This window comes from Sporosarcina jeotgali (genome assembly GCF_033304595.1).
Lineage (GTDB): Bacteria > Bacillota > Bacilli > Bacillales_A > Planococcaceae > Sporosarcina > Sporosarcina jeotgali.
This window is the reverse complement of record NZ_CP116341.1, coordinates 2,335,001-2,354,676: the sequence shown is the minus strand read 5'-3', so window position 1 is coordinate 2,354,676 and position 19,676 is coordinate 2,335,001. Positions and strand designations below refer to the sequence as shown.

The 19,676-nt window shown below is 43.2% G+C and carries 21 protein-coding genes and 1 rRNA gene (1 of these 22 cut by a window edge); 17 read left to right on the top strand and 5 right to left on the bottom strand.

The annotated features are described in order from the left end of the window. Positions 1–40: 40 nt before the first annotated feature. Positions 41–940, bottom strand: a complete 900-nt coding sequence (locus PGH26_RS11785; protein ID WP_323691255.1) for a TIGR01777 family oxidoreductase — start codon at positions 938–940, stop codon at positions 41–43. 81 nt (positions 941–1,021) lie between these two features. Here PGH26_RS11785 and recX point away from each other — a divergent pair, with 81 nt between their 5' ends. Then, a complete protein-coding gene (gene recX, locus PGH26_RS11780) occupies positions 1,022–1,840 on the top strand; it encodes a recombination regulator RecX (RefSeq protein WP_323691254.1) in 819 nt (272 codons plus the stop codon). Then, positions 1,830–2,162 (top strand): YfhH family protein, encoded by a 333-nt coding sequence (locus tag PGH26_RS11775; protein ID WP_323691253.1) that lies wholly within the window; start codon positions 1,830–1,832, stop codon positions 2,160–2,162. Before recX ends, PGH26_RS11775 begins: the two co-directional genes overlap by 11 nt. 10 nt (positions 2,163–2,172) lie before the next feature. Here the strand turns inward: PGH26_RS11775 and PGH26_RS11770 are convergent, their stop codons facing one another. Further along, positions 2,173–3,156 (bottom strand): metal-dependent hydrolase, encoded by a 984-nt coding sequence (locus PGH26_RS11770; RefSeq protein WP_323691252.1) that lies wholly within the window; start codon positions 3,154–3,156, stop codon positions 2,173–2,175. 111 nt (positions 3,157–3,267) lie between these two features. On the opposite strand from PGH26_RS11770, the gene mutY reads away from it, so the two are divergent. The 9 genes from mutY (at position 3,268) to nikC (ending at position 12,902) form a co-directional block, all read left to right on the top strand. After that, positions 3,268–4,317: an A/G-specific adenine glycosylase gene (gene mutY / locus PGH26_RS11765; RefSeq protein ID WP_323691251.1), complete on the top strand. Its 1,050-nt coding sequence runs from the start codon at positions 3,268–3,270 to the stop codon at positions 4,315–4,317. Positions 4,318–4,381: 64 nt separating this feature from the next. Then, positions 4,382–4,588 carry a gamma-type small acid-soluble spore protein gene (locus PGH26_RS11760; protein ID WP_323691250.1) on the top strand — a complete coding sequence of 69 codons (207 nt, stop codon included), beginning with the start codon at positions 4,382–4,384 and terminating at the stop codon, positions 4,586–4,588. Between the two features lie 158 nt (positions 4,589–4,746). Beyond that, positions 4,747–5,292, top strand: coding sequence for a nucleoside tri-diphosphate phosphatase (gene ntdP, locus PGH26_RS11755; protein WP_323691249.1), 546 nt, complete (start codon positions 4,747–4,749; stop codon positions 5,290–5,292). 51 nt (positions 5,293–5,343) lie between these two features. Beyond that, on the top strand, positions 5,344–7,089 hold the full coding sequence (locus PGH26_RS11750; protein WP_323691248.1) for an ABC transporter ATP-binding protein: 1,746 nt from the start codon (positions 5,344–5,346) through the stop codon (positions 7,087–7,089). A 145-nt stretch (positions 7,090–7,234) separates the two neighbouring features. Next, the gene (locus PGH26_RS11745; RefSeq protein WP_323691247.1) at positions 7,235–8,257 is read left to right on the top strand and encodes an ABC transporter ATP-binding protein; all 1,023 of its coding nucleotides are present in this window, start codon (positions 7,235–7,237) and stop codon (positions 8,255–8,257) included. Beyond that, on the top strand, positions 8,229–9,254 hold the full coding sequence (locus tag PGH26_RS11740) for an ABC transporter ATP-binding protein (protein WP_323691246.1): 1,026 nt from the start codon (positions 8,229–8,231) through the stop codon (positions 9,252–9,254). Before PGH26_RS11745 ends, PGH26_RS11740 begins: the two co-directional genes overlap by 29 nt. Next, positions 9,251–10,867 carry an ABC transporter substrate-binding protein gene (locus PGH26_RS11735; RefSeq protein WP_323691245.1) on the top strand — a complete coding sequence of 539 codons (1,617 nt, stop codon included), beginning with the start codon at positions 9,251–9,253 and terminating at the stop codon, positions 10,865–10,867. Before PGH26_RS11740 ends, PGH26_RS11735 begins: the two co-directional genes overlap by 4 nt. Before the next feature lie 116 nt (positions 10,868–10,983). Next, on the top strand, positions 10,984–11,988 hold the full coding sequence (locus PGH26_RS11730) for an ABC transporter permease (protein WP_323691244.1): 1,005 nt from the start codon (positions 10,984–10,986) through the stop codon (positions 11,986–11,988). Positions 11,989–12,005: 17 nt separating this feature from the next. Further along, complete coding sequence (gene nikC, locus PGH26_RS11725) at positions 12,006–12,902, top strand: nickel transporter permease (RefSeq protein WP_323691243.1); 897 nt, start codon at positions 12,006–12,008, stop codon at positions 12,900–12,902. A 35-nt stretch (positions 12,903–12,937) separates the two neighbouring features. Here the strand turns inward: nikC and PGH26_RS11720 are convergent, their stop codons facing one another. Further along, positions 12,938–14,023 (bottom strand): FUSC family protein, encoded by a 1,086-nt coding sequence (locus PGH26_RS11720; protein WP_323691242.1) that lies wholly within the window; start codon positions 14,021–14,023, stop codon positions 12,938–12,940. 75 nt (positions 14,024–14,098) lie between these two features. Continuing rightward, positions 14,099–15,388: a glutamate-1-semialdehyde 2,1-aminomutase gene (locus PGH26_RS11715; protein WP_323691241.1), complete on the bottom strand. Its 1,290-nt coding sequence runs from the start codon at positions 15,386–15,388 to the stop codon at positions 14,099–14,101. A gap of 127 nt (positions 15,389–15,515) precedes the next feature. Between PGH26_RS11715 and bcp the strand changes: the two genes are divergently transcribed. The 3 genes from bcp (at position 15,516) to perR (ending at position 17,507) form a co-directional block, all read left to right on the top strand. Beyond that, complete coding sequence (gene bcp, locus PGH26_RS11710) at positions 15,516–16,010, top strand: thioredoxin-dependent thiol peroxidase (RefSeq protein ID WP_323691240.1); 495 nt, start codon at positions 15,516–15,518, stop codon at positions 16,008–16,010. Further along, the gene (locus PGH26_RS11705; protein WP_323691239.1) at positions 16,007–16,951 is read left to right on the top strand and encodes a D-2-hydroxyacid dehydrogenase; all 945 of its coding nucleotides are present in this window, start codon (positions 16,007–16,009) and stop codon (positions 16,949–16,951) included. Before bcp ends, PGH26_RS11705 begins: the two co-directional genes overlap by 4 nt. A 112-nt stretch (positions 16,952–17,063) precedes the next feature. After that, positions 17,064–17,507 carry a peroxide-responsive transcriptional repressor PerR gene (gene perR / locus PGH26_RS11700; protein WP_323691238.1) on the top strand — a complete coding sequence of 148 codons (444 nt, stop codon included), beginning with the start codon at positions 17,064–17,066 and terminating at the stop codon, positions 17,505–17,507. A gap of 49 nt (positions 17,508–17,556) precedes the next feature. On the opposite strand, the gene PGH26_RS11695 is transcribed toward perR, so the two are convergent. Beyond that, on the bottom strand, positions 17,557–17,913 hold the full coding sequence (locus tag PGH26_RS11695; RefSeq protein ID WP_323691237.1) for a YgzB family protein: 357 nt from the start codon (positions 17,911–17,913) through the stop codon (positions 17,557–17,559). 127 nt (positions 17,914–18,040) lie between these two features. Between PGH26_RS11695 and PGH26_RS11690 the strand changes: the two genes are divergently transcribed. From PGH26_RS11690 to PGH26_RS11680, 3 genes are all read left to right on the top strand, one after another. Next, positions 18,041–18,907: a nucleotidyltransferase-like protein gene (locus tag PGH26_RS11690; RefSeq protein ID WP_323691236.1), complete on the top strand. Its 867-nt coding sequence runs from the start codon at positions 18,041–18,043 to the stop codon at positions 18,905–18,907. A gap of 248 nt (positions 18,908–19,155) precedes the next feature. Next, positions 19,156–19,278 (top strand): hypothetical protein, encoded by a 123-nt coding sequence (locus PGH26_RS11685; RefSeq protein WP_323691235.1) that lies wholly within the window; start codon positions 19,156–19,158, stop codon positions 19,276–19,278. 167 nt (positions 19,279–19,445) lie between these two features. Then, positions 19,446–19,676: ribosomal RNA gene (locus tag PGH26_RS11680) — 16S ribosomal RNA — on the top strand (it continues 1,321 nt past the right edge of the window).

Genomic DNA, 19,676 nt, shown 5'->3' with positions numbered 1-19,676 from the left:
TTTACATAGCGTGTGCTGTTGCAGTCGTTCTATACATCGCCTATTCCAGAATAGTTGCAAGTGCAGGACGAATTGCGGGATGCTTAAAATTAAATTCGCTTTCGTTAAGTTTTTCAGGTAAAACATGCTGTCCTTCTAGAACCAATTTACTCTTCTTGCCTAATGCGAGCTTCATGGCAATACTCGGAACGGGCAGCCAGTGGGGACGATGCATGACGGACCCGATTGCTTTTCCTAAATCAGACATCCTTACAGGCGCAGGGGCGGTTACATTAACAGGACCTTCTATAGAAGGTGTCGTGATTGCAAAGTAAATTGCACGTGCGACATCTTCAACGTGAACCCATGATATCCATTGTTGTCCGGAACCTATTGGACCGCCAGCAAATAACTTGTACGGAAGTGCAATAAGAGGCAAAGCACCGCCGCCTTTCCCGAATACCGTACCAAATCGGGTGTAAACAACCCGGGTCCCATATTCTTTCATCTTGGATGCTTTCCGCTCCCAATCATGAACTGTCTTTCCAAGGAAATCATGAGCAATTTCAGGTGAGCTTTCTGTGTACACGTGAGTTTCTGAAGTCGGATAGATTCCGACAGCGCTGGCGTTTACGAATACGTCTGGTTTCTGACGCAGCGTACTGAGTATTCTCAGCAATTCATCTGTTGCTTCCATTCGGCTGTCATAAATCTTTTTTTGATGTTCTTCCGACCAGTTCCCCTCATTGATGGAAACTCCAGCTAAATTTACGACAGCATCTGGCGGAGTCAGGTCTTGCTCAGGTTTTTTATCGTTATGCATCCATTGCACAAAATGAACACCATTTTCTATTTTCGACTCACTTCTTGATAGTACTGTAATGGAATGTCCGTCAGTTTTAAGTAATTCAATGAGTTTGGAACCGATGAATCCAGTCCCGCCAGTAATTAAGATATTCATGAAATTGCTCCTTTCGAAAATGATAAACGAAACAGCTGACCCGCATAATGAGAACAGGTATACTATTAGTAACGGGAGGTGATGGACGTGCCGGTCATAACAAAAATTACGCAGCAAACGCGTGATAAAGAACGTTACAATATCTTTTTAGACGAAATTTACGCGTTCAGCGTACATGAAGCGAATCTCGTTAAATTCGGCTTAACAAAAGGAATGCAGCTGGATAACTGGGAAAAAGAAGACCTTGTCTATGAAGAAGAGATTCAACGTGCCTTTAACAGAGCCCTTCATTTTCTTGGTTTCAGAATGCGAAGTGAACATGAAGTGAAACAAAAGCTTCTGCAGGCCGAGTTCGGAGAATCGGTCATTAAAGAAGCCATTATAAAGTTGAAAAAGCTAGGTTTCCTGGATGATCAGGCTTTTTCAAAAGCTCTGCTCAGTACTCAAAAAAATACATCTTCGAAGGGACCGAATGCTATCAAACAGGAAATGAAGAATAAAGGAATTGACCCGTCCATACAAGAGTCTGTACTGGAAGAATATGATCCGAAAGAACAGTTAGAGACTGCAACTAAACTAGCAGAAAAAGCAGCACGCAAACATCATACAATTGCACCCGCTCAACTCAAACAACGGATTCAAAACGCACTTCAACGCAAAGGATTTTCGTTTGACATCATTAAAGAAGCGATTAATGCAGTTGAATTTGAACCGGATGAAGATGAATGGACTTCTATAACCGAAACAACTGGAGAAAAAGCTTGGCGTCGTGTCAGCATAAAGTACAAGGGGTACGACCGAAAAAGACGTGTAAAACAAGCGATGTATCAAAAAGGAATTCCGTTTGATCGAATTGATGCGTTCATTGAAAAAAAGGAGCTTGAAGAAGATGCTGAATGAAAAAAAATACAGTCAAATGACTGAACAAGAATTGCGTACAGAAATTGCACGGCTTATGGAGAAAGCAAGAAAAGCCGAACAGCTCGGGATTTTGAACGAATACGCAGTTTACCAGCGTAAAGCAGTAATGGCCCAATCTTTCCTAGTCGATCCGGCTTCAATAGTACCTGGAGAAATCTATAAAATCCAAGGAGATGAAGGATACTTCTTTAAAGTGGATTACTTAAAAGGACATTTTGCCTGGGGATACCGCATGGGCGGCGAATACGCTGAAGAAGCGCTTCCGCTCGCCATGCTTACATCCGTCAAATCCGGAAAATGATTTAAAGACGTTACGATTCTTCTAGGAAGTTCAATTTCTTACGCAATTTGTCTTCCGAGAAGATCCATCCTGTATAGGAGTTCACCACGTTGAAGTCTTCGTCAATATGTGCAACTGCGACAAAGGGATAAAACGTTTTACTTCGATAACGCAAGTCGATCAGGCGAACTTCAGTCAGTACATCGACTTGTGAGATTTCCCAGCGATAAATAGGAGAGAATGAGACGAATGCCTTTACGTTTCTGTCTGTCAAAGCTGCTTTCACATACGGAGATTCCGGTAAAGGTTTTCGATCGAAGTGATCGTAAATGTTTACAGACCGGCCGTATGCACGTCCCACGTAATGATCTTTTTCAGTTGAAGCAGCAATTCTCCATTGGAAGAACCGCATCGTCGGAGCGATGTATATGTCAGTTGCATTTGGAATCGTATTGTTAACAGCTCTTTTAACTGCTCCGCGTACTGCGAATCGCAGTAAATAATAGATGAAGACGACGCCATACAATATACTCATCGTTAGAACAGGCGGTGCCCCGAATATCCACGCTGCGATCGCGATTGCATGTAAAGCGAAAATAATCGGATCAAACGTATTGATGACGCTTAAAGCGACCCATCTATGTGAAAAAGGCCTGAGTGCCTGCGTCCCGTATGAATTAAAGATGTCAACAAACACATGGATGAAAACAGCGAGAAATGTCCACGCCCATAAATGAATGTAATTTGTTTCAGGTACAAAAAATGATAATACGATGGAAATAACAATCGGCCATAAAAGGACAGCTGGTATGGAGTGCGTGATTCCTCTATGATTCCGTATATAAACAGCATTATTACGCAGTTTTAGAACGGTATCCGTATCCGGTGCAAGCGAACCTAGCATAATACCCGCGAAAACCGGACCCATTGTTGCTGAGTGTGAGGCAACGATCGGATCTGCCATTGCAAGTCCGCTTATAGCAATGCCCATTGCAATATGTGTTCCCGTGTCCACTCCATCACTCCTTTAAATTGACGTATCCATTGAAACGAATTCAACAGTTACTTAATTATATACCCAAATTTGAATAACCTAAAAGTATTATCCGTTAGAAGGGGTTTGTCCATGAAAATTTCGCAGAAGGAAGAGTTTAACGAAAGACTTCTTTCTTGGTATCATCAGGAAAAAAGAGACTTGCCATGGAGGAGAACATCGAATCCCTACTATATATGGGTTTCGGAAGTCATGCTGCAGCAAACGAGAGTCGATACGGTCATCCCGTATTATGAACGATTCATTGAATCCTTTCCTACAATGGAATCCCTGGCTGAAGCTGAGGAAGAACATGTTCTTAAACATTGGGAAGGGTTAGGATACTATTCTCGTGTCCGGAATTTACAGGCAGGCGTTAAAGAAGTTGTAGAGAGTTATGATAGTAAAATTCCTCAAACCCGCAATGAGATTTTGAAATTGAAAGGAATTGGACCCTATACTGCCGGGGCCGTTTTAAGTATAGCCTACGGGGTTCCTGAACATGCAGTGGATGGAAATGTCATGCGTGTGTTCTCAAGACTTTTTTTAATTGAAGAAGATATTGCAATTCCAAAAACGAAAAAGGTATTTGAGCAGCGAGTGATGGAAGTGATTGATGAAACAGACCCGTCCTCTTTCAATCAGGCTATTATGGAACTGGGAGCAACTATTTGTACACCTAATCCGCGCTGTCTGCTCTGTCCGGTTAGAGAATTTTGTGCAGCCTTTGAAGAAGGAAAACAAGATGAACTTCCAGTTAAAACGAAAAAGATGAAGAAGAAAGTCGTGACGATCCGATCCTTTGCAATTTCTGAACCTGGAGGAAAGTGGTTATTAAGAAAAAGACCCTCAAATGGGCTCCTCGGAGATTTTTGGGAGTTCCCGCAAATTGAAGACAGTCCTGCACTGGAAATCTCCGAGTCGTTGAAGAACGAAACGGGCCTGCTTATTGAACAAAGACAAGCCTACACGCAGTTTAAGCATATCTTTTCGCATGTCACCTGGCTGGTTGAAGGGGTTCATGCAGTGCTCCTTGATGCTTCACCGATTCCTGAAGGATACCGTTTTTTCTCTGAGGAAGAATTGGAGCTTCTCCCAAAATCGAAACCGATGAGCAAACTTCTGGAGCAATTGAAAAAATAAATAGATAAGAACAGGATAATTTACGAACGGCTGGATATGCTAGTTGTTACGGAGGTGAATATCCATGACAACAAACAACCAGCGGAATCAGAAAAACAACCAGCAACAGCAATACAACCAACAAAACCAACAAAACAATCCGCTCATGAACGAAGAGTTTGGAGCCGAAACTGATGTACAGCACGTGAAACAACAAAACCAAAAAGCTGAAGCGAACAAACGAAAAGCTTCAGGAGCACGTGCAAACAGTTACGAAGACCAGACAAAATAATTGGATGGACACCACCGGCCGGCAGGAGCAATTGACTCCTTGCCGGTTTTTCAATTCACAACAGGGTCAAACATTTTCTATTTTCAGGTACGGTTGGTATAATGTTGTGATAAGAATGGAGCGGTAAATTTCCCGGTCATAAAAAGGTGGTTTTAAGGATGGATATTCCAAAAGAAGGGGAAACAGTACAAGTACATAGTTATAAGCACGATGGCCATATCCACAGAGTTTGGCAAGAGACAATGGTTCTGAAAGGTACCCGCAATATTATTATCGGAGCAAACGATCGAACGCTCGTCACGGAATCGGATGGCAGAACGTGGATTACACGCGAACCGTCAATCTGCTATTTCCATGCGGAACGCTGGTTTAACATCATCTGCATGCTTCGGGAAGATGGTGTATATTACTATGTCAACATCAGTTCACCGTTCGTGTTCGATAATAACTCCATTAAATACATTGACTACGATTTGGATGTCAAGGTTTTTCCTGATATGAGCTACCTCATCTTGGATGAAGATGAATATGCAGATCATAAAAAGAAAATGGGCTATCCCGAAGTGATTGATAAAATCTTACGTCGTAATCTTGAGACACTTCTTAGCTGGATCAAGCAGCGCAAGGGTCCGTTTGCTCCAGATTTCATAAATGTCTGGACATCCCGTTATGAGTTTAATAAGAATATGAAAAGTGAAGAATGATAAGCCGGGCTGCGATCTTTGCGGCAGGCTTTTTTAGATAGGAGGTATGAAATGGGAGAAAGTACTAAACGATATTTGAAATTTGTTAAACCCTATACCTGGCAGATTGTATTAACTGTAATCATTGGAATCATCAAGTTTGCGATTCCGCTATTCATCCCGTTTCTCATAAAAATTGTAATTGATGACGTCATTGGATCACCAACGATGACAGCAGATGAAAAAACTGCACAACTTTTCTACTGGCTTGGCGGAACGGCCCTTGTGTTTTTTATCATCCGGCCGCCAGTTGAATACTACCGCCAATATTACGCTCAGTTAGTCAGTAATAAAATACTATATGATATACGGCAAAATTTGTACGGACACTTGCAAAAGCTCAGCTTGCGTTTTTACACGGAAACGCGCGCCGGGGAAGTGATTTCCCGGATTATCAATGACGTGGAGCAAACGAAAAACTTCGTTATGATCGGTTTAATGAACGTTTGGCTGGATCTTGCGACAATTCTTATCGCGATTGGGATTATGCTCTCCATGGACGTGCCATTGACACTTGTAACACTGCTGGCGTTCCCGTTCTATGCATTCAGCGTGAAACACTTTTTTGGCAAGCTCCGTCAGCTGACAGGTGAACGATCGCAGGCACTGGCAAACGTTCAAAGCTATTTGCATGAACGTGTTGCAGGGGTAAGTGTCATTAAGAGTTTTTCGCTGGAAGCAATTGAACAAGATCGTTTTGATGAGACGAATGGAAAGTTTCTCGACAAAGCGATTGAACATACGAAATGGAATGCGAAGGCATTTGCAGTTGTGAACACCATAACTGATGTTGCTCCGCTGCTGGTCATTACATATGCGGGGTATCAAGTTATCAATGGTTCTTTGTCTGTCGGAACGATGGTCGCATTCATTGCCTATATTGAACGGTTATACAGTCCGCTGCGCAGACTCGTCAATGCGTCAACTTCTTTAACTCAATCGTTTGCATCGATGGACCGTGTATTTGAATTGATGCAGGAACCGTATGAAGTGACGGATAAAAAAGATGCGGGTGCATTGCCGGCCATTCAAGGTGAAATTGAATTCGATCACGTAGAATTCGCTTATGAAAAGGAAGGGTTTCCAGTTTTAAAGGATATGAATTTCACTGTGAAACCAGGTGAAACAGTCGCGCTTGTCGGGATGAGCGGCGGCGGAAAGTCTACGATCGTCAGCCTGATTCCGCGTTTCTACGATGTCACAGGCGGGGCTATTCTTATCGATGGTCACGACTTGCGTGATATACAGGCAAAAACGCTGCGGGATCAGATCGGTATGGTGCTGCAGGATAGTATCCTATTCAGCGATTCGGTACGCAGCAATATTCTGATGGGTAAGCCAGACGCTTCGGAAGAAGAGGTTATTTCTGCTGCGAAAGCTGCCAATGCTCATGACTTCATCATGGAGCTGCCGGAAGGCTATGAGACAAAAGTCGGGGAACGCGGAGTGAAACTATCGGGCGGCCAGAAACAGCGGCTCTCAATCGCGCGTGTATTTTTGAAGAATCCGCCAATGCTCATCTTGGATGAAGCCACTTCAGCACTGGATCTAGAGAGTGAAGCACTTATCCAAGATTCTTTGAGCCGGCTTGCTCATGATCGGACAACTGTAATTGTCGCACATAGGCTGTCGACCATTACGCATGCGGACAAAATCCTGGTGATTGACCATGGGGAATTGAAAGAGCAAGGGACTCATGCTGAACTTATCGAGAAGCAAGGAATCTATTACGATTTATTTCAAGTTCAAACTATATAACCTAAAGCAGACAATCAAAAGGGTAAACCTTAATTGTCTGCTTTTTTTGATTGCATTGAAAATTGTCTTGATTTACGTTTAAAAAAACGTATAATACTGAATAGAAGTTATTTTTAGAAAAATAGTATTGAGAGAGGGCGGTACCATGAGCGAACGAAAAAAGGTCTTAGAAGTTAAAGACTTGCAGACCACTTTCTTTACTGATTCAGGAGCAATTCCAGCAGTCGATCACGTAGATTTCTTTGTGAGAGAAGGGGAAGTGCTTGGTATAGTGGGGGAATCAGGATGTGGAAAAAGCGTAACCTCGCTTTCAGTGATGGGTCTAGTGCCGAAACCTCCAGGGAAAATTACGGGTGGCGAAATACTATTTCAAGGTAATGACTTACTGAAAAAAAGCGAGAAAGAAATGCGATACATACGCGGGAACGACATCGCGATGATTTTCCAAGAACCAATGACCTCGTTGAATCCTCTTTTCACAATTGGAAATCAGATGTCCGAAGCGATTTTGATTCATGAAAAAAAGTGGTCTAAAAAACGAGCACGCGCCCGGGCTGTTGAAATGTTGAAGCTAGTTGGTTTGCCGCGTGCGGATGAGTTAATCGACGAATATCCTCATCAGTTATCTGGCGGAATGCGACAGCGGGTAATGATTGCGATGGCACTCGTTTGTGACCCGAAGCTTCTCATTGCAGATGAACCCACTACCGCGCTGGATGTAACAATTCAAGCTCAAATTTTGAAGCTGATGAAAGAATTGAATACGCGGCTCGATACAGCGATTATGTTAATCACCCACGACCTCGGTGTAGTGGCTGAGACGTGCGAGCGAGTGATTGTCATGTATGCCGGTCAAGTAATCGAAGAGGCGCCCGTTAAGAAAATTTTTGAAGATCCCCAGCATCCATACACCAAAGGACTCATCCAATCGGTGCCGGATATGCGTTACAAAAAAGACCGGCTTTACTCAATCCCGGGGAATGTCCCGAAACCAGGTTCCATTAAAAGCGGATGTAAGTTTGCCGCTCGATGTGAATTTGCATTTGACAGATGTTTAGTTGAAGATCCAGCACTGATTCACACAGAAACAGGTCATCAGACGAGATGCTTCTTATATAGCGAGGAAGGAGTGATGGAAGATGGACCAAAAGCCTTTGTTGAAAGTTGAAGGTCTTAAAAAGTACTTCCCTATTAAAAAAGGTCTTCTAGGAAAAACAGTAGGCCATGTGAAGGCAGTAGATGATATATCGTTTTATGTAAACAAAGGTGAAACGCTTGGCATCGTAGGGGAAAGCGGTTGCGGAAAGTCGACAACTGGCCGCGTGCTTATGAGACTTTTGGAGCCGACCGAAGGAACTGTCGAGTTTGACGGGAAAGAGTTAACGTCTTTGTCAACGAACGAAATGAGAAAGATGCGGCGCGACATTCAAATGGTGTTCCAAGATCCGTATGCTTCACTTAATCCGCGGCATACAATTGGAAAGATACTAGAAGAGCCGCTTCTTGTGCATGGGATTTCCGATGCTAAGGAACGGAGAAAGTCCGTTATTAAATTTTTAGAGATTGTGGGCTTGAGTGCATTCCATGCGAAGCGCTATCCTCACCAATTCAGCGGGGGACAGCGGCAGCGTATCGGAATTGCGCGTGCACTTATGACTAATCCGAAACTGATCATTGCAGATGAACCTGTGTCTGCGCTTGATGTATCGATACAAGCCCAAGTATTGAACTTGATGCAGGATCTTCAGAAAGAGTTTGACTTAACCTACATCTTCATCGCCCATGATCTTGGAGTGGTACGCCACATCAGCGATCGAGTCGGAGTGATGTATTTAGGAAAGATGGTAGAACTTGCTCCAAGCGAGCAGCTATACGCAAATCCGCTTCATCCATATACGAAAGCGCTTTTGTCAGCGGTACCTGTACCGGATCCTGACTTCGTAAAAGAACAAGTGATGATTGATGGAGATATCCCGAGTCCGGCGAATCCGCCTTCCGGGTGCACGTTCCATACACGCTGTCCTTTTAAAATGGATATCTGTACGAAAGTCTCTCCAAAGCTGACAGAACATGAGAATGGTCAATCTGTCGCTTGTCACCTTTATAGTGAACAAGCAGACACTGACATAGAAATGAAAGAAAAAGAGATGGAGGGGTCTTTATGAGGAAAGGGAAATTATGGTCACTTGCGCTTGTAATGCTTCTCGTTCTTTCTACAGCACTTGCTGCTTGTGGAAGTGACGACAAAGAAGAAGGCGCAGAGAAAGACGGTGGGAAAGCTAGCGGGAAAGAAAAAACGTTAGTATTTGGACGCGGGGGCGATTCAACTTCTCTCGATCCGTCTCGTGTTACTGAAGGAGAAACATTTAAAGTGACAGTCAATCTATTCGAAACACTTGTGAACTTCGGTGAGCAAGATACGACGATTAAGCCGGGTCTTGCAAAAGACTGGACGACATCTGATGACGGATTGACGTATACATTCAACCTTGAAGAAGGCGTTAAGTTCCATGATGGAACAGATTTTAACGCAGATGCAGTTGTTGCGAACTTTGCGCGCTGGGCAGCTGGGGATGCTGAAATGTTCCCATATTATAGCTCAATGTTCGGTGGATTCGACGGAGACGAAGATGCAGTCATCGAGTCTGTAATGGCTGAAGATGAAAACACAGTCGTGTTCACACTTAAGCGTCCACAAGCACCATTCTTGAAAAACCTGGCAATGAGCATGTTTGCAATTTCAAGCCCTGAAGCATTTGCTAAAGGTGACGATGAATACGAACGTAACCCAGTAGGAACAGGTCCGTTCAAATTTGTTGAATGGAAACCAAATGATTCTATCACAATTGAAAAGAACGCAGATTACTGGCAAGAAGGACTTCCTAAGCTTGATAAAGTAGTATTCCGTGCAATTCCTGATAATGCGGCACGTTTGAATGCATTGACTTCAGGAGAAATCGATTTGGCAGATGGCATCAACCCTGCAGATGGAGCGAAAATTGAAGGAGACAGCAAACTTCAATTGTTCGAACGCCCATCTATGAACGTTGGTTACTTAGGTCTTACAGTAACTCGTCCTCCATTCGATAAGAAAGAAGTACGTCAGGCGATGAACTATGCGATCGACAAGCAAACAATCATTGATTCGTTCTTTGAAGGCCGCGCAGAATCTGCGAAAAACCCAATGCCTTCGTCTATCTCCGGTTACAATGATGAGATTGAAGAATATGCATACGACCCTGAAAAAGCAAAAGAATTACTAAAGGCAGCAGGACTTGAAGATGGATTCGAAATGGAACTATGGGCAATGCCAGTTCCGCGTCCATACATGCCAGATGGCACAAAAGTTGCTGAAGTTATTCAAAGCAACTTGGCTGACGTAGGCATTAAAGCAAAAATCGTTTCATATGAGTGGGCAACGTATCTTGACAAAGCTAGTAAAGGTGAAGCAGATGCCTTCATGCTTGGATGGACAGGAGATAACGGCGACGCTGATAACTTCCTATACGTGCTGCTTGATGAAGACAATATTGCTAGTAACAACTACACATACTTCAAGAATGATGAAACACACAAGTTATTCCTTGAAGCACAAACTGAAGTTGATGAAGATAAGCGTAACGAGCTTTACATGAAAGCTCAAGAAATTCTTCATGAAGAAGCTCCATGGGTACCACTTGCTCACTCAACGCCATTACTTGGCGGAGCAGCGGATCTTACTGGATTTGTACCGCATCCTACAGGTTCTGACTTGCTTTCAAATGTAGATTTTAAGTAAGCCTGAAGTCCACATGACTGTATGAAGAGGGGGAGGCGCTAAGCCATACCCCCTTTCATGTTTTAAAAAGCACTGTTCTGCGCTAAAGGAAAAAAGAGCCATGAGAGGTGAACCGAATGCTCAGTTACATAGGAAAACGATTATTTCAACTAATTCCTGTTTTACTAGGAATGACATTTGTTGTATTTATGATGATCCGCGCGATTCCTGGAAATCCTGCACAAGTCATATTAGGCCAGCAAGCAACACCTGAGGCGGTTGCTGCGCTCAATGCGAAATTAGGGCTGGACCAGCCATGGTATATTCAATTCTTCAGTTATTTAAAAGGACTCTTTACAGGTGATCTTGGAGAGTCAATGAGAACGAGATTGCCAGTTGCGGACGAAATCTGGCCGTACCTTGCAGCGACACTTGAGCTAGCATTGTTCGCGATGATTATCGCAGTTGTCATCGGCATCAACGCAGGTATCATTTCTGCTTGGTTCCAAAATTCATGGTTCGACTATACGGCAATGATTTTGGCTCTTGTTGGTGTATCGATGCCGATCTTCTGGCTCGGTTTGCTTGGCCAATGGGCATTTGCGATTGAACTTCAATGGCTTCCAACGACAGGCCGTGAGCAAGTGCGAGATCCAGTTTCGGCGGTCACGAACTTGTATATGATTGACGCGATGATCAACGGCAGATTTGATCAGCTGTGGGAAGTGTTCAAGCACTTAATACTTCCGGGACTTGCTCTAGCAACAATTCCGATGGCGATTATCGCTAGAATGACTAGATCCAGTATGCTCGAAGTTATGCGTGCAGATTATATTCGAACAGCACGGGCAAAAGGTCAAAAAATGTTTTGGGTTGTTTATAAGCACGCGTTGAAAAATGCAATTATTCCGGTTTTGACGATTGTCGGTCTGCAAATGGGGATGCTCCTCGGCGGTGCGATTCTTACAGAAACAATCTTCGCATGGCCAGGTATCGGACGCTACATCTATGATGCTATTAACTATAGAGATTACCCAGTAATCCAATCAGGGATTTTGATTGTTGCATTCTTCTTTGTAATGATCAATCTCATCGTTGACTTACTCTATGGCGTGATTGATCCGAGGATAAAATATGATTGAGGAAGGAGGTTGGCACCATGTCTGAACTGACACCAAAGATTGATGGGATTGCAGAAGCTCAAATTGAGAAAGAGTCCGGACCTTGGCGGGATGCCTGGTACGGCTTTAGGAAAAGTAAAGTGGCAGTTGTAGGGATGGCAGTCGTCGTATTCTTTGTCGTTATCGCTCTTTTAGCACCATGGATCGCATCCCAAGGAATTAACGATCAGAATATGGCAGACCGACTCCATCCGCCTTCTGCCGAATATTGGTTTGGAACGGATGATTTTGGCCGGGATATTCTTTCAAGAATTATACACGGCGCTCGTATTTCGTTAGCGGTCGGCTTCTTCTCAGTAATCGGATCCGTAGTGGTGGGGAGTATTCTTGGAATTATTGCAGGATATTATGGCCGTTGGGTAGATATCATTATTTCACGTATCTTTGATATCATGCTTGCGTTTCCATCTATTTTGCTTGCGATTGCGATTGTAGCTGTACTCGGACCGAGTTTACGCAACGCACTCATTGCCATTGCTACCATTAACGTTCCGAACTTCGGAAGGCTGATTCGTTCGAAAGTGCTTAGTATTAAGGAAGATGAGTACATCACTTCTGCGAAAGCAATCGGGATGAAAGACGCTCGGATATTGTTTTCACATATTTTACCGAATTCCATGGCGCCGGTGATTGTACAAGGAACTCTTGCCATTGCAACTGCAATTCTTGAAGCAGCTGCACTGGGATTCCTTGGATTGGGAGCCCAAGCACCTCAGCCGGAATGGGGCAAAATGCTGGCGGATTCCAAAGATTACTTGCAGTCAGCACCATGGACGATGATATTCCCCGGACTCGCGATTATGTTGACGGTATTAGGATTTAACTTAATGGGAGACGGGTTGCGGGATGCACTCGATCCTAAAATGAAAAGCTGAAAAACCTAGAGGCTGCTACTAGCCTCTAGGTTTTTTTAATAGATTTCATCATCAAATTTAGTATTGGCTTCACTGTCATATCTGCGCTGGTAGGTGACGACGAGACTATCCAAATGTTCCAGCTGTTCTTCATAGTTAAGAATAGAAGAAAGAATGTGAAGCAAATAGTAAGTGGAGAACTCTTCATCCTCTTCTTTTGAAAGAACAATCTCTTTCACGAAGATTTCCATAACCTCATGCCGCTGGATATACTCATCATGAAGCCCTGTGCTTAACTGATCTGCTTTTAACTTACCGACAAACTTCAAATGCAATTGTTCATGATATGTGAGGATTGCATCCAGTCGTTCTTGAATCATCATCTTAAAGTGATCAGGCAATACGGCCAGCTCACTTTCATACAAGTGAAGTTTCTTCAGCACTTGAAGACTTGCGTTCGACGCAACAATCATCTGCCGGTAAATGACGAGCTTTCGAGCTTTTGCATATTGGTTCTTTTTTAAATAGTAGCGTTCTTCCTTATACAGCAAATAGAGCTGATCAATATTTGTCAGTTGTTCCTTAGAGTTCACAATTACATTTTTCGTTGCAATGAAGTCTGATGCTTGCCGCCCAGTGAGACGGATCCAACGTATGATTTCGTCTTGTACTTGGTGAATGGATTGAAAAAGCTTCACTTCGTACTTGGGAGGTATGAATAGCAGATTAACTAAAAATGCTGCCAACACTCCAATTGTAATGGTTAATACACGAAGGGATGCAAGTAAAAGAAAGTCGTCACCCTGAATTTCCATAACAGCAACCGTCGTGACCAGTGCAAGACCAATGGATTTCTCCAGACCGAGTTTTAACATGACTAAAATAACAATTACGGCTCCCAATCCGATGATGACCAACTGATGGCCGAAAATAAGAATAAAGAATACGCCTATTGTAGCACCGATTAAGTTACCTTGAATTCGTTCAATAACTTGCAAATATGACCTGTAAATGGTGGGCTGAATTGCGAATATCGCAGCAATCCCTGCAAACACAGGATTGGGCAAATCGAGCAATTGCGCAACGAACAAAGCGAAGACAATCGCAATACCCGTTTTCAAACTTCGGGCACCAAGTTTCATGAATGTATTCCTCTCTTTAACGGTCTCTTTTGCGCTACTTTACAATAAATTCCGGAGCTGGTCAACAGGCCATTATTAAAGTAGTTCTGCAAATGCGAGATCTACAGCGACCAAAGTATCCTGGATGTCTTTCTCTGTATGTGCAGAGGTGATAAACCAAGCTTCGTATTTAGAAGGAGCCAAGTTGACACCATTCTTTAGCAGCAGTTTAAAGAACTTACCGAATCGTTCTCCGTCTGTCGCTTCTGCCTGATCGTAGTTTACAATTGTTTCTTCTGTAAAGAAAACCGTTAAGGCGCCGCATTTCCGATTGATGGTAATCGGGACATGGTGTTTCTTTGCTGCTTGCAGAATTCCTTCTTCCAGCATGGCACCCAGACGATCCAGTTCTGTGTAAAGATCAGGAGTTTGAAGCACTTCCAGACATGCAATCCCTGATAGCATAGATGCTGGATTGCCTGCCATTGTTCCTGCCTGATAAGCAGGTCCGAGCGGTGCGACTGTATCCATGATTTCAGATTTACCGCCATATGCACCGATTGGCAGTCCGCCGCCGATAATTTTCCCAAGTGCCATTAAATCCGGCTGTAGTCCAAGGAGCTCAGCTGCTGAACCGTAATGGAAACGGAATGCAGTAATGACTTCATCGTATACGATTAATGCACCTTTTTCTTTTGCAATCTCGTGTACAAGTGGAAGGAAACCTTCTTGAGGTTCAACGATTCCAAAGTTCCCGACGATTGGTTCGACTAAGATGCAAGCAATCTGATCTCCCCATTTGTCCATAGCAGCTTTAAATGCTTCAGGATTGTTAAATGGAATCGTAATGACTTCTTCTGCAATTGTTTTTGGGACACCCGCTGAGTCCGGAGTTCCAAGAGTAGCAGGTCCTGAACCAGCTGCCACTAGAACTAGATCCGAGTGTCCGTGATAACAACCGGCGAATTTCATGATTTTTGTGCGTCCTGTAAAGGCTCTTGAAACCCGGATTGTTGTCATGACAGCTTCAGTTCCTGAATTGACGAATCGGACTTTATCCAAACCAGGAATTGCTTCTTTAATCATTTTTGCGAACTTCACTTCATGTTTAGTAGGTGTTCCGTAGAGCAGGCCGTTTTCGGCAGCTTTTGTGACAGCTGCTGTTATATGAGGATGGGCATGCCCGGTAATGATTGGACCATATGCACCTAAGTAGTCAATAAACTTATTTCCATCAACGTCCCAGAAATAAGGACCTTCTGCGCGTTCCATAACAGTCGGTGCTCCTCCGCCTACAGCTTTGTAGCCTCGGGATGGGCTGTTAACCCCGCCTACAATATGTTCGCACGCTTCTGCATAGATTGCTTCTGAATTAGTTCGTTCCATTGTTATTCCTCCGTTCAAATCACTTCTTTTCTATTTTACCTAATAATGAGCGAAACACCAAAGGAATTGAAAAAGACGGAGTAGTCCGATACTATAATAAGAAAGAATCTGATAGGGGGAATGAGAAATGTCGACGCTTGAAGGGTTGCATGCACCTGATTTTACCTTACAAAATGAAAACGGAAATTCAATAACACTTTCTGAATATGCTGGGAAGAAGTATGTAATTCTTTACTTCTACCCTAAGGATGCAACGCCAGGATGTACATTAGAAGCACAAACATTTAAAGAGAATCATGCAGAATTTAACGCACTCGATGCAGTAATTTTAGGTGTGAGTCCTGACGGAGAAGCTTCCCATCTCAAATTCAGTGACAAACATGGACTTCCATTTTCTCTTCTTGCAGATACAGAACATACAGTATCTGAGCTGTATGGTGTATGGAAACTGAAAAAGACATTTGGAAAAGAGTATATGGGCATTGAGCGTTCCACATTCCTCATTGATCCGACAGGCACTGTTATTAAAGAGTGGCGCAAGGTTAAAGTGGATGGTCATATAGATACTGTGTATCAAACATTACTGCAGTTATCTAATGAAGGGAATGGTGATTCGCAATGACGAATGCATTAGTAACATTTCCCATTAAAGAACAATTTAGGCAAAGCTTGAGCGAACAGTTCCCGCAAATTCACTTCGATTTTGCAAATACCATCGAAGATGCTGGCGGCAAGGAAGTTACAATTCTTGTAACATACGGCAGTGACTTGACTGAAGAGATTTTGGATCAGCTCACGGATTTGAAATGGGTCATGGTGGCATCAGCAGGAGTGGATAAAATGCCGCTTGAAAAACTGGGGGAGCGGGGAATTCTTGTAACGAACGTGAGCGGGATTCACAAGACTCCGATGGCAGAATCGGTGCTTGCGCATATTCTATCCCTCAATCGAGCACTTCCGATTATTCAGGCACAGCAGAAACAAAAGGTTTGGGAAAAGATGAAGTCCAGTGAACTGCGGGGATCTAAAGCGCTTATTCTTGGTCCGGGTGCAATAGGCGGAGAAATTGGCCGGCTGCTTCAGGCATTCGGGGTATATACAATTGGCTGCAGCCGATCTGGCGGTGTGCATAACGGAATGGACGAGGACATTTCGTTCGCTCATATTCAGGAATACCTGCCAGAAGCGGATTATATCATCTCTGTATTGCCCAGTACCCAGGAGACAAGATGGATTTTAGAACGCTCACATTTCCAGCTCATGAAAAAGAGCGCGGTGTTTATGAACTTTGGCCGGGGAGACTTGGTAAAAGAACAAGTTATAGTAGAAGCACTTCAACAAGGCGAAATTGCTCATGCAGTGCTAGATGTATTTCAACAGGAACCGCTGCCGTTAGAAAGTCCTTTATGGGAAATGGAAAACTGTACAGTGTCACCGCATGTTTCAGCGCTGTCAGCGAAATATGTGGAGCGTGCTCTTGAAATCTTTAATGAGAATCTTCAGGTTTGGCTATCGGATAATAAAGAATTTAAAAATGTAATTGAGACAGAAAGAGGCTATTGACCGCCTGCACACTTTCTTGGAAACCCAGAATGGTTGACACCAGACAACGAATTCAGTAAACTAATTATAATGATTATAAAGAAGTAATCCTTATGGAATAGAGGTGTTCGTTATGTCTGGTGCCATGCTTAAAGATGCGCTAGTCACATTGAAGGAAAGTGGTGTTCGGATCACTCCGCAGCGACATGCCATTTTAGAATTCCTCATTTCTTCTGAATCCCATCCAACGGCGGATGAAATTTACAAAGCACTCGAAAAGGATTTTCCAAATATGAGTGTAGCGACAGTTTACAATAATCTGCGTGTGTTCAGAAATTCCGGGCTTGTTAAGGAGTTGACGTACGGGGACGCATCCAGCAGATTTGATTTTGTAACACATGACCACTATCACATTATTTGCGATCAATGTGGAAGTATTGTCGATTTTCATCATCCGGGGCTTGAAGAGGTGGAACGTTTGGCTTCCCATGTGACCGGCTTTAAAGTGAATTCTCACCGTTTAGAAGTATATGGAGTTTGTCCATCATGTGAGGAAAAAGTTTCTAAAGCTAACTAAAAACACGTACTTCTCTTATGGTATAAAAGAGGAGTACGTGTTTTTTGCATTAGCTTTTTCGTTTATTCGGTTTATTATAAATTTCATCAAAGTCTTTTCCTTCTAGTGCAGGATCCATTGTCAGCGGCTCTCTGCAGTGACCGCACATGTCTACACGTCCAAGCATCTTTGTTTCCTTGCCGCAATTCGGGCAAACAATCTGAACGGCTCGTGTTGAAAGGGTGCCAATCCAAGCATAAACGACGACGCTTGCTAGAATAGCTAATACACCAAGAACCATAAATAGCAACATGATGATTTCATACTTTCTGAAGAACAGCCCGATATACATAACAATCACTCCGATAAAGATGAGTGAAAGAGCAAATGACCGAATGCGATTGATTTTATTTTTATAAGGTTTCATTGCTTTACCTCCTTGTGATTCGCTCCCTTAATATAGCACATATTCTAGTAGAGCAACATAGGAGTCTCTTGAAGGAGGATTTGCGGAACCTCTGGCGAATTTATATATCATCTAGGGAGGAATTACAATGGAACAAACACTCAGACCAATCTATCAAGAACGGGCAAGTTTTCCGGACACACTCGGTGTACTGCTCGTAAGCAAACGGTGGGAAGGAGATCCCCTGACTGATACTTTTGATGAAATCCTGCTGATTATATCCTCATCAAATACGATTCCCATTCAAACAAAACACTATACAGACGGTGAAGAGAAGGCAGCGCTGCACATCATCAGTGAGAACCAGCTGAAGAAATGGCTGCTTCTTGGCACAAAACGGAAAGTTGTAGATTGGCTCTTCTACGGAAAAGTCTTCTTCGATCGCAACGAATATATAGAAGACTTGAAAACGGAACTGCAAGAATACCCTTTCTTCGGAAGAGATTTAAAGATGGGAATCGAACTTGCAAAACTGGTTCGCCGTTATATGGAAGGAAAGACGTTTTTTGAACAGCATCATTATATGGACGCTTACCATCATGCGGTACAATCCCTTCATCATTTAGCGAGATTGTCAGTGATTGAAAAAGGAATTCTTCCTGAAGTAACTGTATGGTCTCAAGTTAAAAAAATCGATCCTTCTATATATAAACTTTACGAAGAACTGATTATGAGTGATGAGCCTATTGAGAAACGGCTGGAGCTTATGTTCTTAGCGAGTGAATTCTTTATTCATAATCGTACCGAATATGGTGCGCGTCATATACTGGAGGTCATGTCCCGAAAAGAGACGTGGACGATACAGGAACTTCATGAACATGATGAATTGAGGATGTACTCAGTTGATCTTGAAATGCTTATAGAATTCTTAATAGAGAAAAACATTATTCAAGTTAAGTCTGTCGACTCCAAAAATGAGTTTCTTTATCATAGAATGTATAGTGTACTCGACTGACAGCCGTACTCGACGGCTGTTTTTCTATTACTCAGCCCCGTTGCTATGAGGTTTTAAAACTTTTTTCGAAAAAGTGTTGACGTACAATTGCATTCGATGTTATTATAAATCTTGTCGCCGCGGAGGTAACTAACTAGCCTACAAAAACCGCTGAGATGAACGAAAAAAGTTTTTCAAAAATAACTTGACTGAGTTTCTCAGACATGTTAAGATAATCAAGTCGCTTCGAGAGGACGACAACATGAACCTTGAAAACTGAACAGCAAAATGTCAACGAATTATCGTTTGAGAAACCGGTTCTGCCGGTGGAACAAACACAACAGATCTTAATCGATCTGATAGACATCTTAAATGATGCCAGTACGAATTGAGCAATCAATTCTCTACTACAATCATTCATTTGATGAGTGATTGTCTGAGTGGTGAGGTAAGGTGCAGCGCTAGGAAGCGAACGATCGAGGAAGGGAGCGTACTCAGGTACGTGACCGACTGAGGGAGTGAAGCTGACGACGTGATGTGCCTTGCATCGCCGCTCAGAACTATGGAGAGTTTGATCCTGGCTCAGGACGAACGCTGGCGGCATGCCTAATACATGCAAGTCGAGCGAATCAATTGGAGCTTGCTCCTTTTGATTAGCGGCGGACGGGTGAGTAACACGTGGGCAACCTGCCCTGCAGATGGGGATAACTCCGGGAAACCGGGGCTAATACCGAATAATCAGTTCCTTCGCATGAAGGAACTCTGAAAGACGGTTTCGGCTGTCACTGCA

Excerpts from the sequence above, each read along its gene's own strand:
- PGH26_RS11785 (WP_323691255.1), bottom strand. The coding sequence starts at position 940 with ATGAATATCTTAATTACTGGCGGGACTGGATTCATCGGTTCCAAACTC.
- ntdP (WP_323691249.1), top strand. The coding sequence starts at position 4,747 with ATGGATATTCCAAAAGAAGGGGAAACAGTACAAGTACATAGTTATAAG.
- perR (WP_323691238.1), top strand. The coding sequence starts at position 17,064 with ATGTCTGGTGCCATGCTTAAAGATGCGCTAGTCACATTGAAGGAAAGT.
- bcp (WP_323691240.1), top strand. The coding sequence starts at position 15,516 with ATGTCGACGCTTGAAGGGTTGCATGCACCTGATTTTACCTTACAAAAT.
- PGH26_RS11705 (WP_323691239.1), top strand. The coding sequence starts at position 16,007 with ATGACGAATGCATTAGTAACATTTCCCATTAAAGAACAATTTAGGCAA.
- PGH26_RS11720 (WP_323691242.1), bottom strand. The coding sequence starts at position 14,023 with ATGAAACTTGGTGCCCGAAGTTTGAAAACGGGTATTGCGATTGTCTTC.
- PGH26_RS11775 (WP_323691253.1), top strand. The coding sequence starts at position 1,830 with ATGCTGAATGAAAAAAAATACAGTCAAATGACTGAACAAGAATTGCGT.
- PGH26_RS11695 (WP_323691237.1), bottom strand. The coding sequence starts at position 17,913 with ATGAAACCTTATAAAAATAAAATCAATCGCATTCGGTCATTTGCTCTT.
- PGH26_RS11735 (WP_323691245.1), top strand. The coding sequence starts at position 9,251 with ATGAGGAAAGGGAAATTATGGTCACTTGCGCTTGTAATGCTTCTCGTT.
- PGH26_RS11740 (WP_323691246.1), top strand. The coding sequence starts at position 8,229 with ATGGACCAAAAGCCTTTGTTGAAAGTTGAAGGTCTTAAAAAGTACTTC.
- PGH26_RS11715 (WP_323691241.1), bottom strand. The coding sequence starts at position 15,388 with ATGGAACGAACTAATTCAGAAGCAATCTATGCAGAAGCGTGCGAACAT.
- PGH26_RS11690 (WP_323691236.1), top strand. The coding sequence starts at position 18,041 with ATGGAACAAACACTCAGACCAATCTATCAAGAACGGGCAAGTTTTCCG.
- PGH26_RS11745 (WP_323691247.1), top strand. The coding sequence starts at position 7,235 with ATGAGCGAACGAAAAAAGGTCTTAGAAGTTAAAGACTTGCAGACCACT.
- PGH26_RS11760 (WP_323691250.1), top strand. The coding sequence starts at position 4,382 with ATGACAACAAACAACCAGCGGAATCAGAAAAACAACCAGCAACAGCAA.
- recX (WP_323691254.1), top strand. The coding sequence starts at position 1,022 with ATGGACGTGCCGGTCATAACAAAAATTACGCAGCAAACGCGTGATAAA.
- mutY (WP_323691251.1), top strand. The coding sequence starts at position 3,268 with ATGAAAATTTCGCAGAAGGAAGAGTTTAACGAAAGACTTCTTTCTTGG.
- PGH26_RS11750 (WP_323691248.1), top strand. The coding sequence starts at position 5,344 with ATGGGAGAAAGTACTAAACGATATTTGAAATTTGTTAAACCCTATACC.
- PGH26_RS11730 (WP_323691244.1), top strand. The coding sequence starts at position 10,984 with ATGCTCAGTTACATAGGAAAACGATTATTTCAACTAATTCCTGTTTTA.
- nikC (WP_323691243.1), top strand. The coding sequence starts at position 12,006 with ATGTCTGAACTGACACCAAAGATTGATGGGATTGCAGAAGCTCAAATT.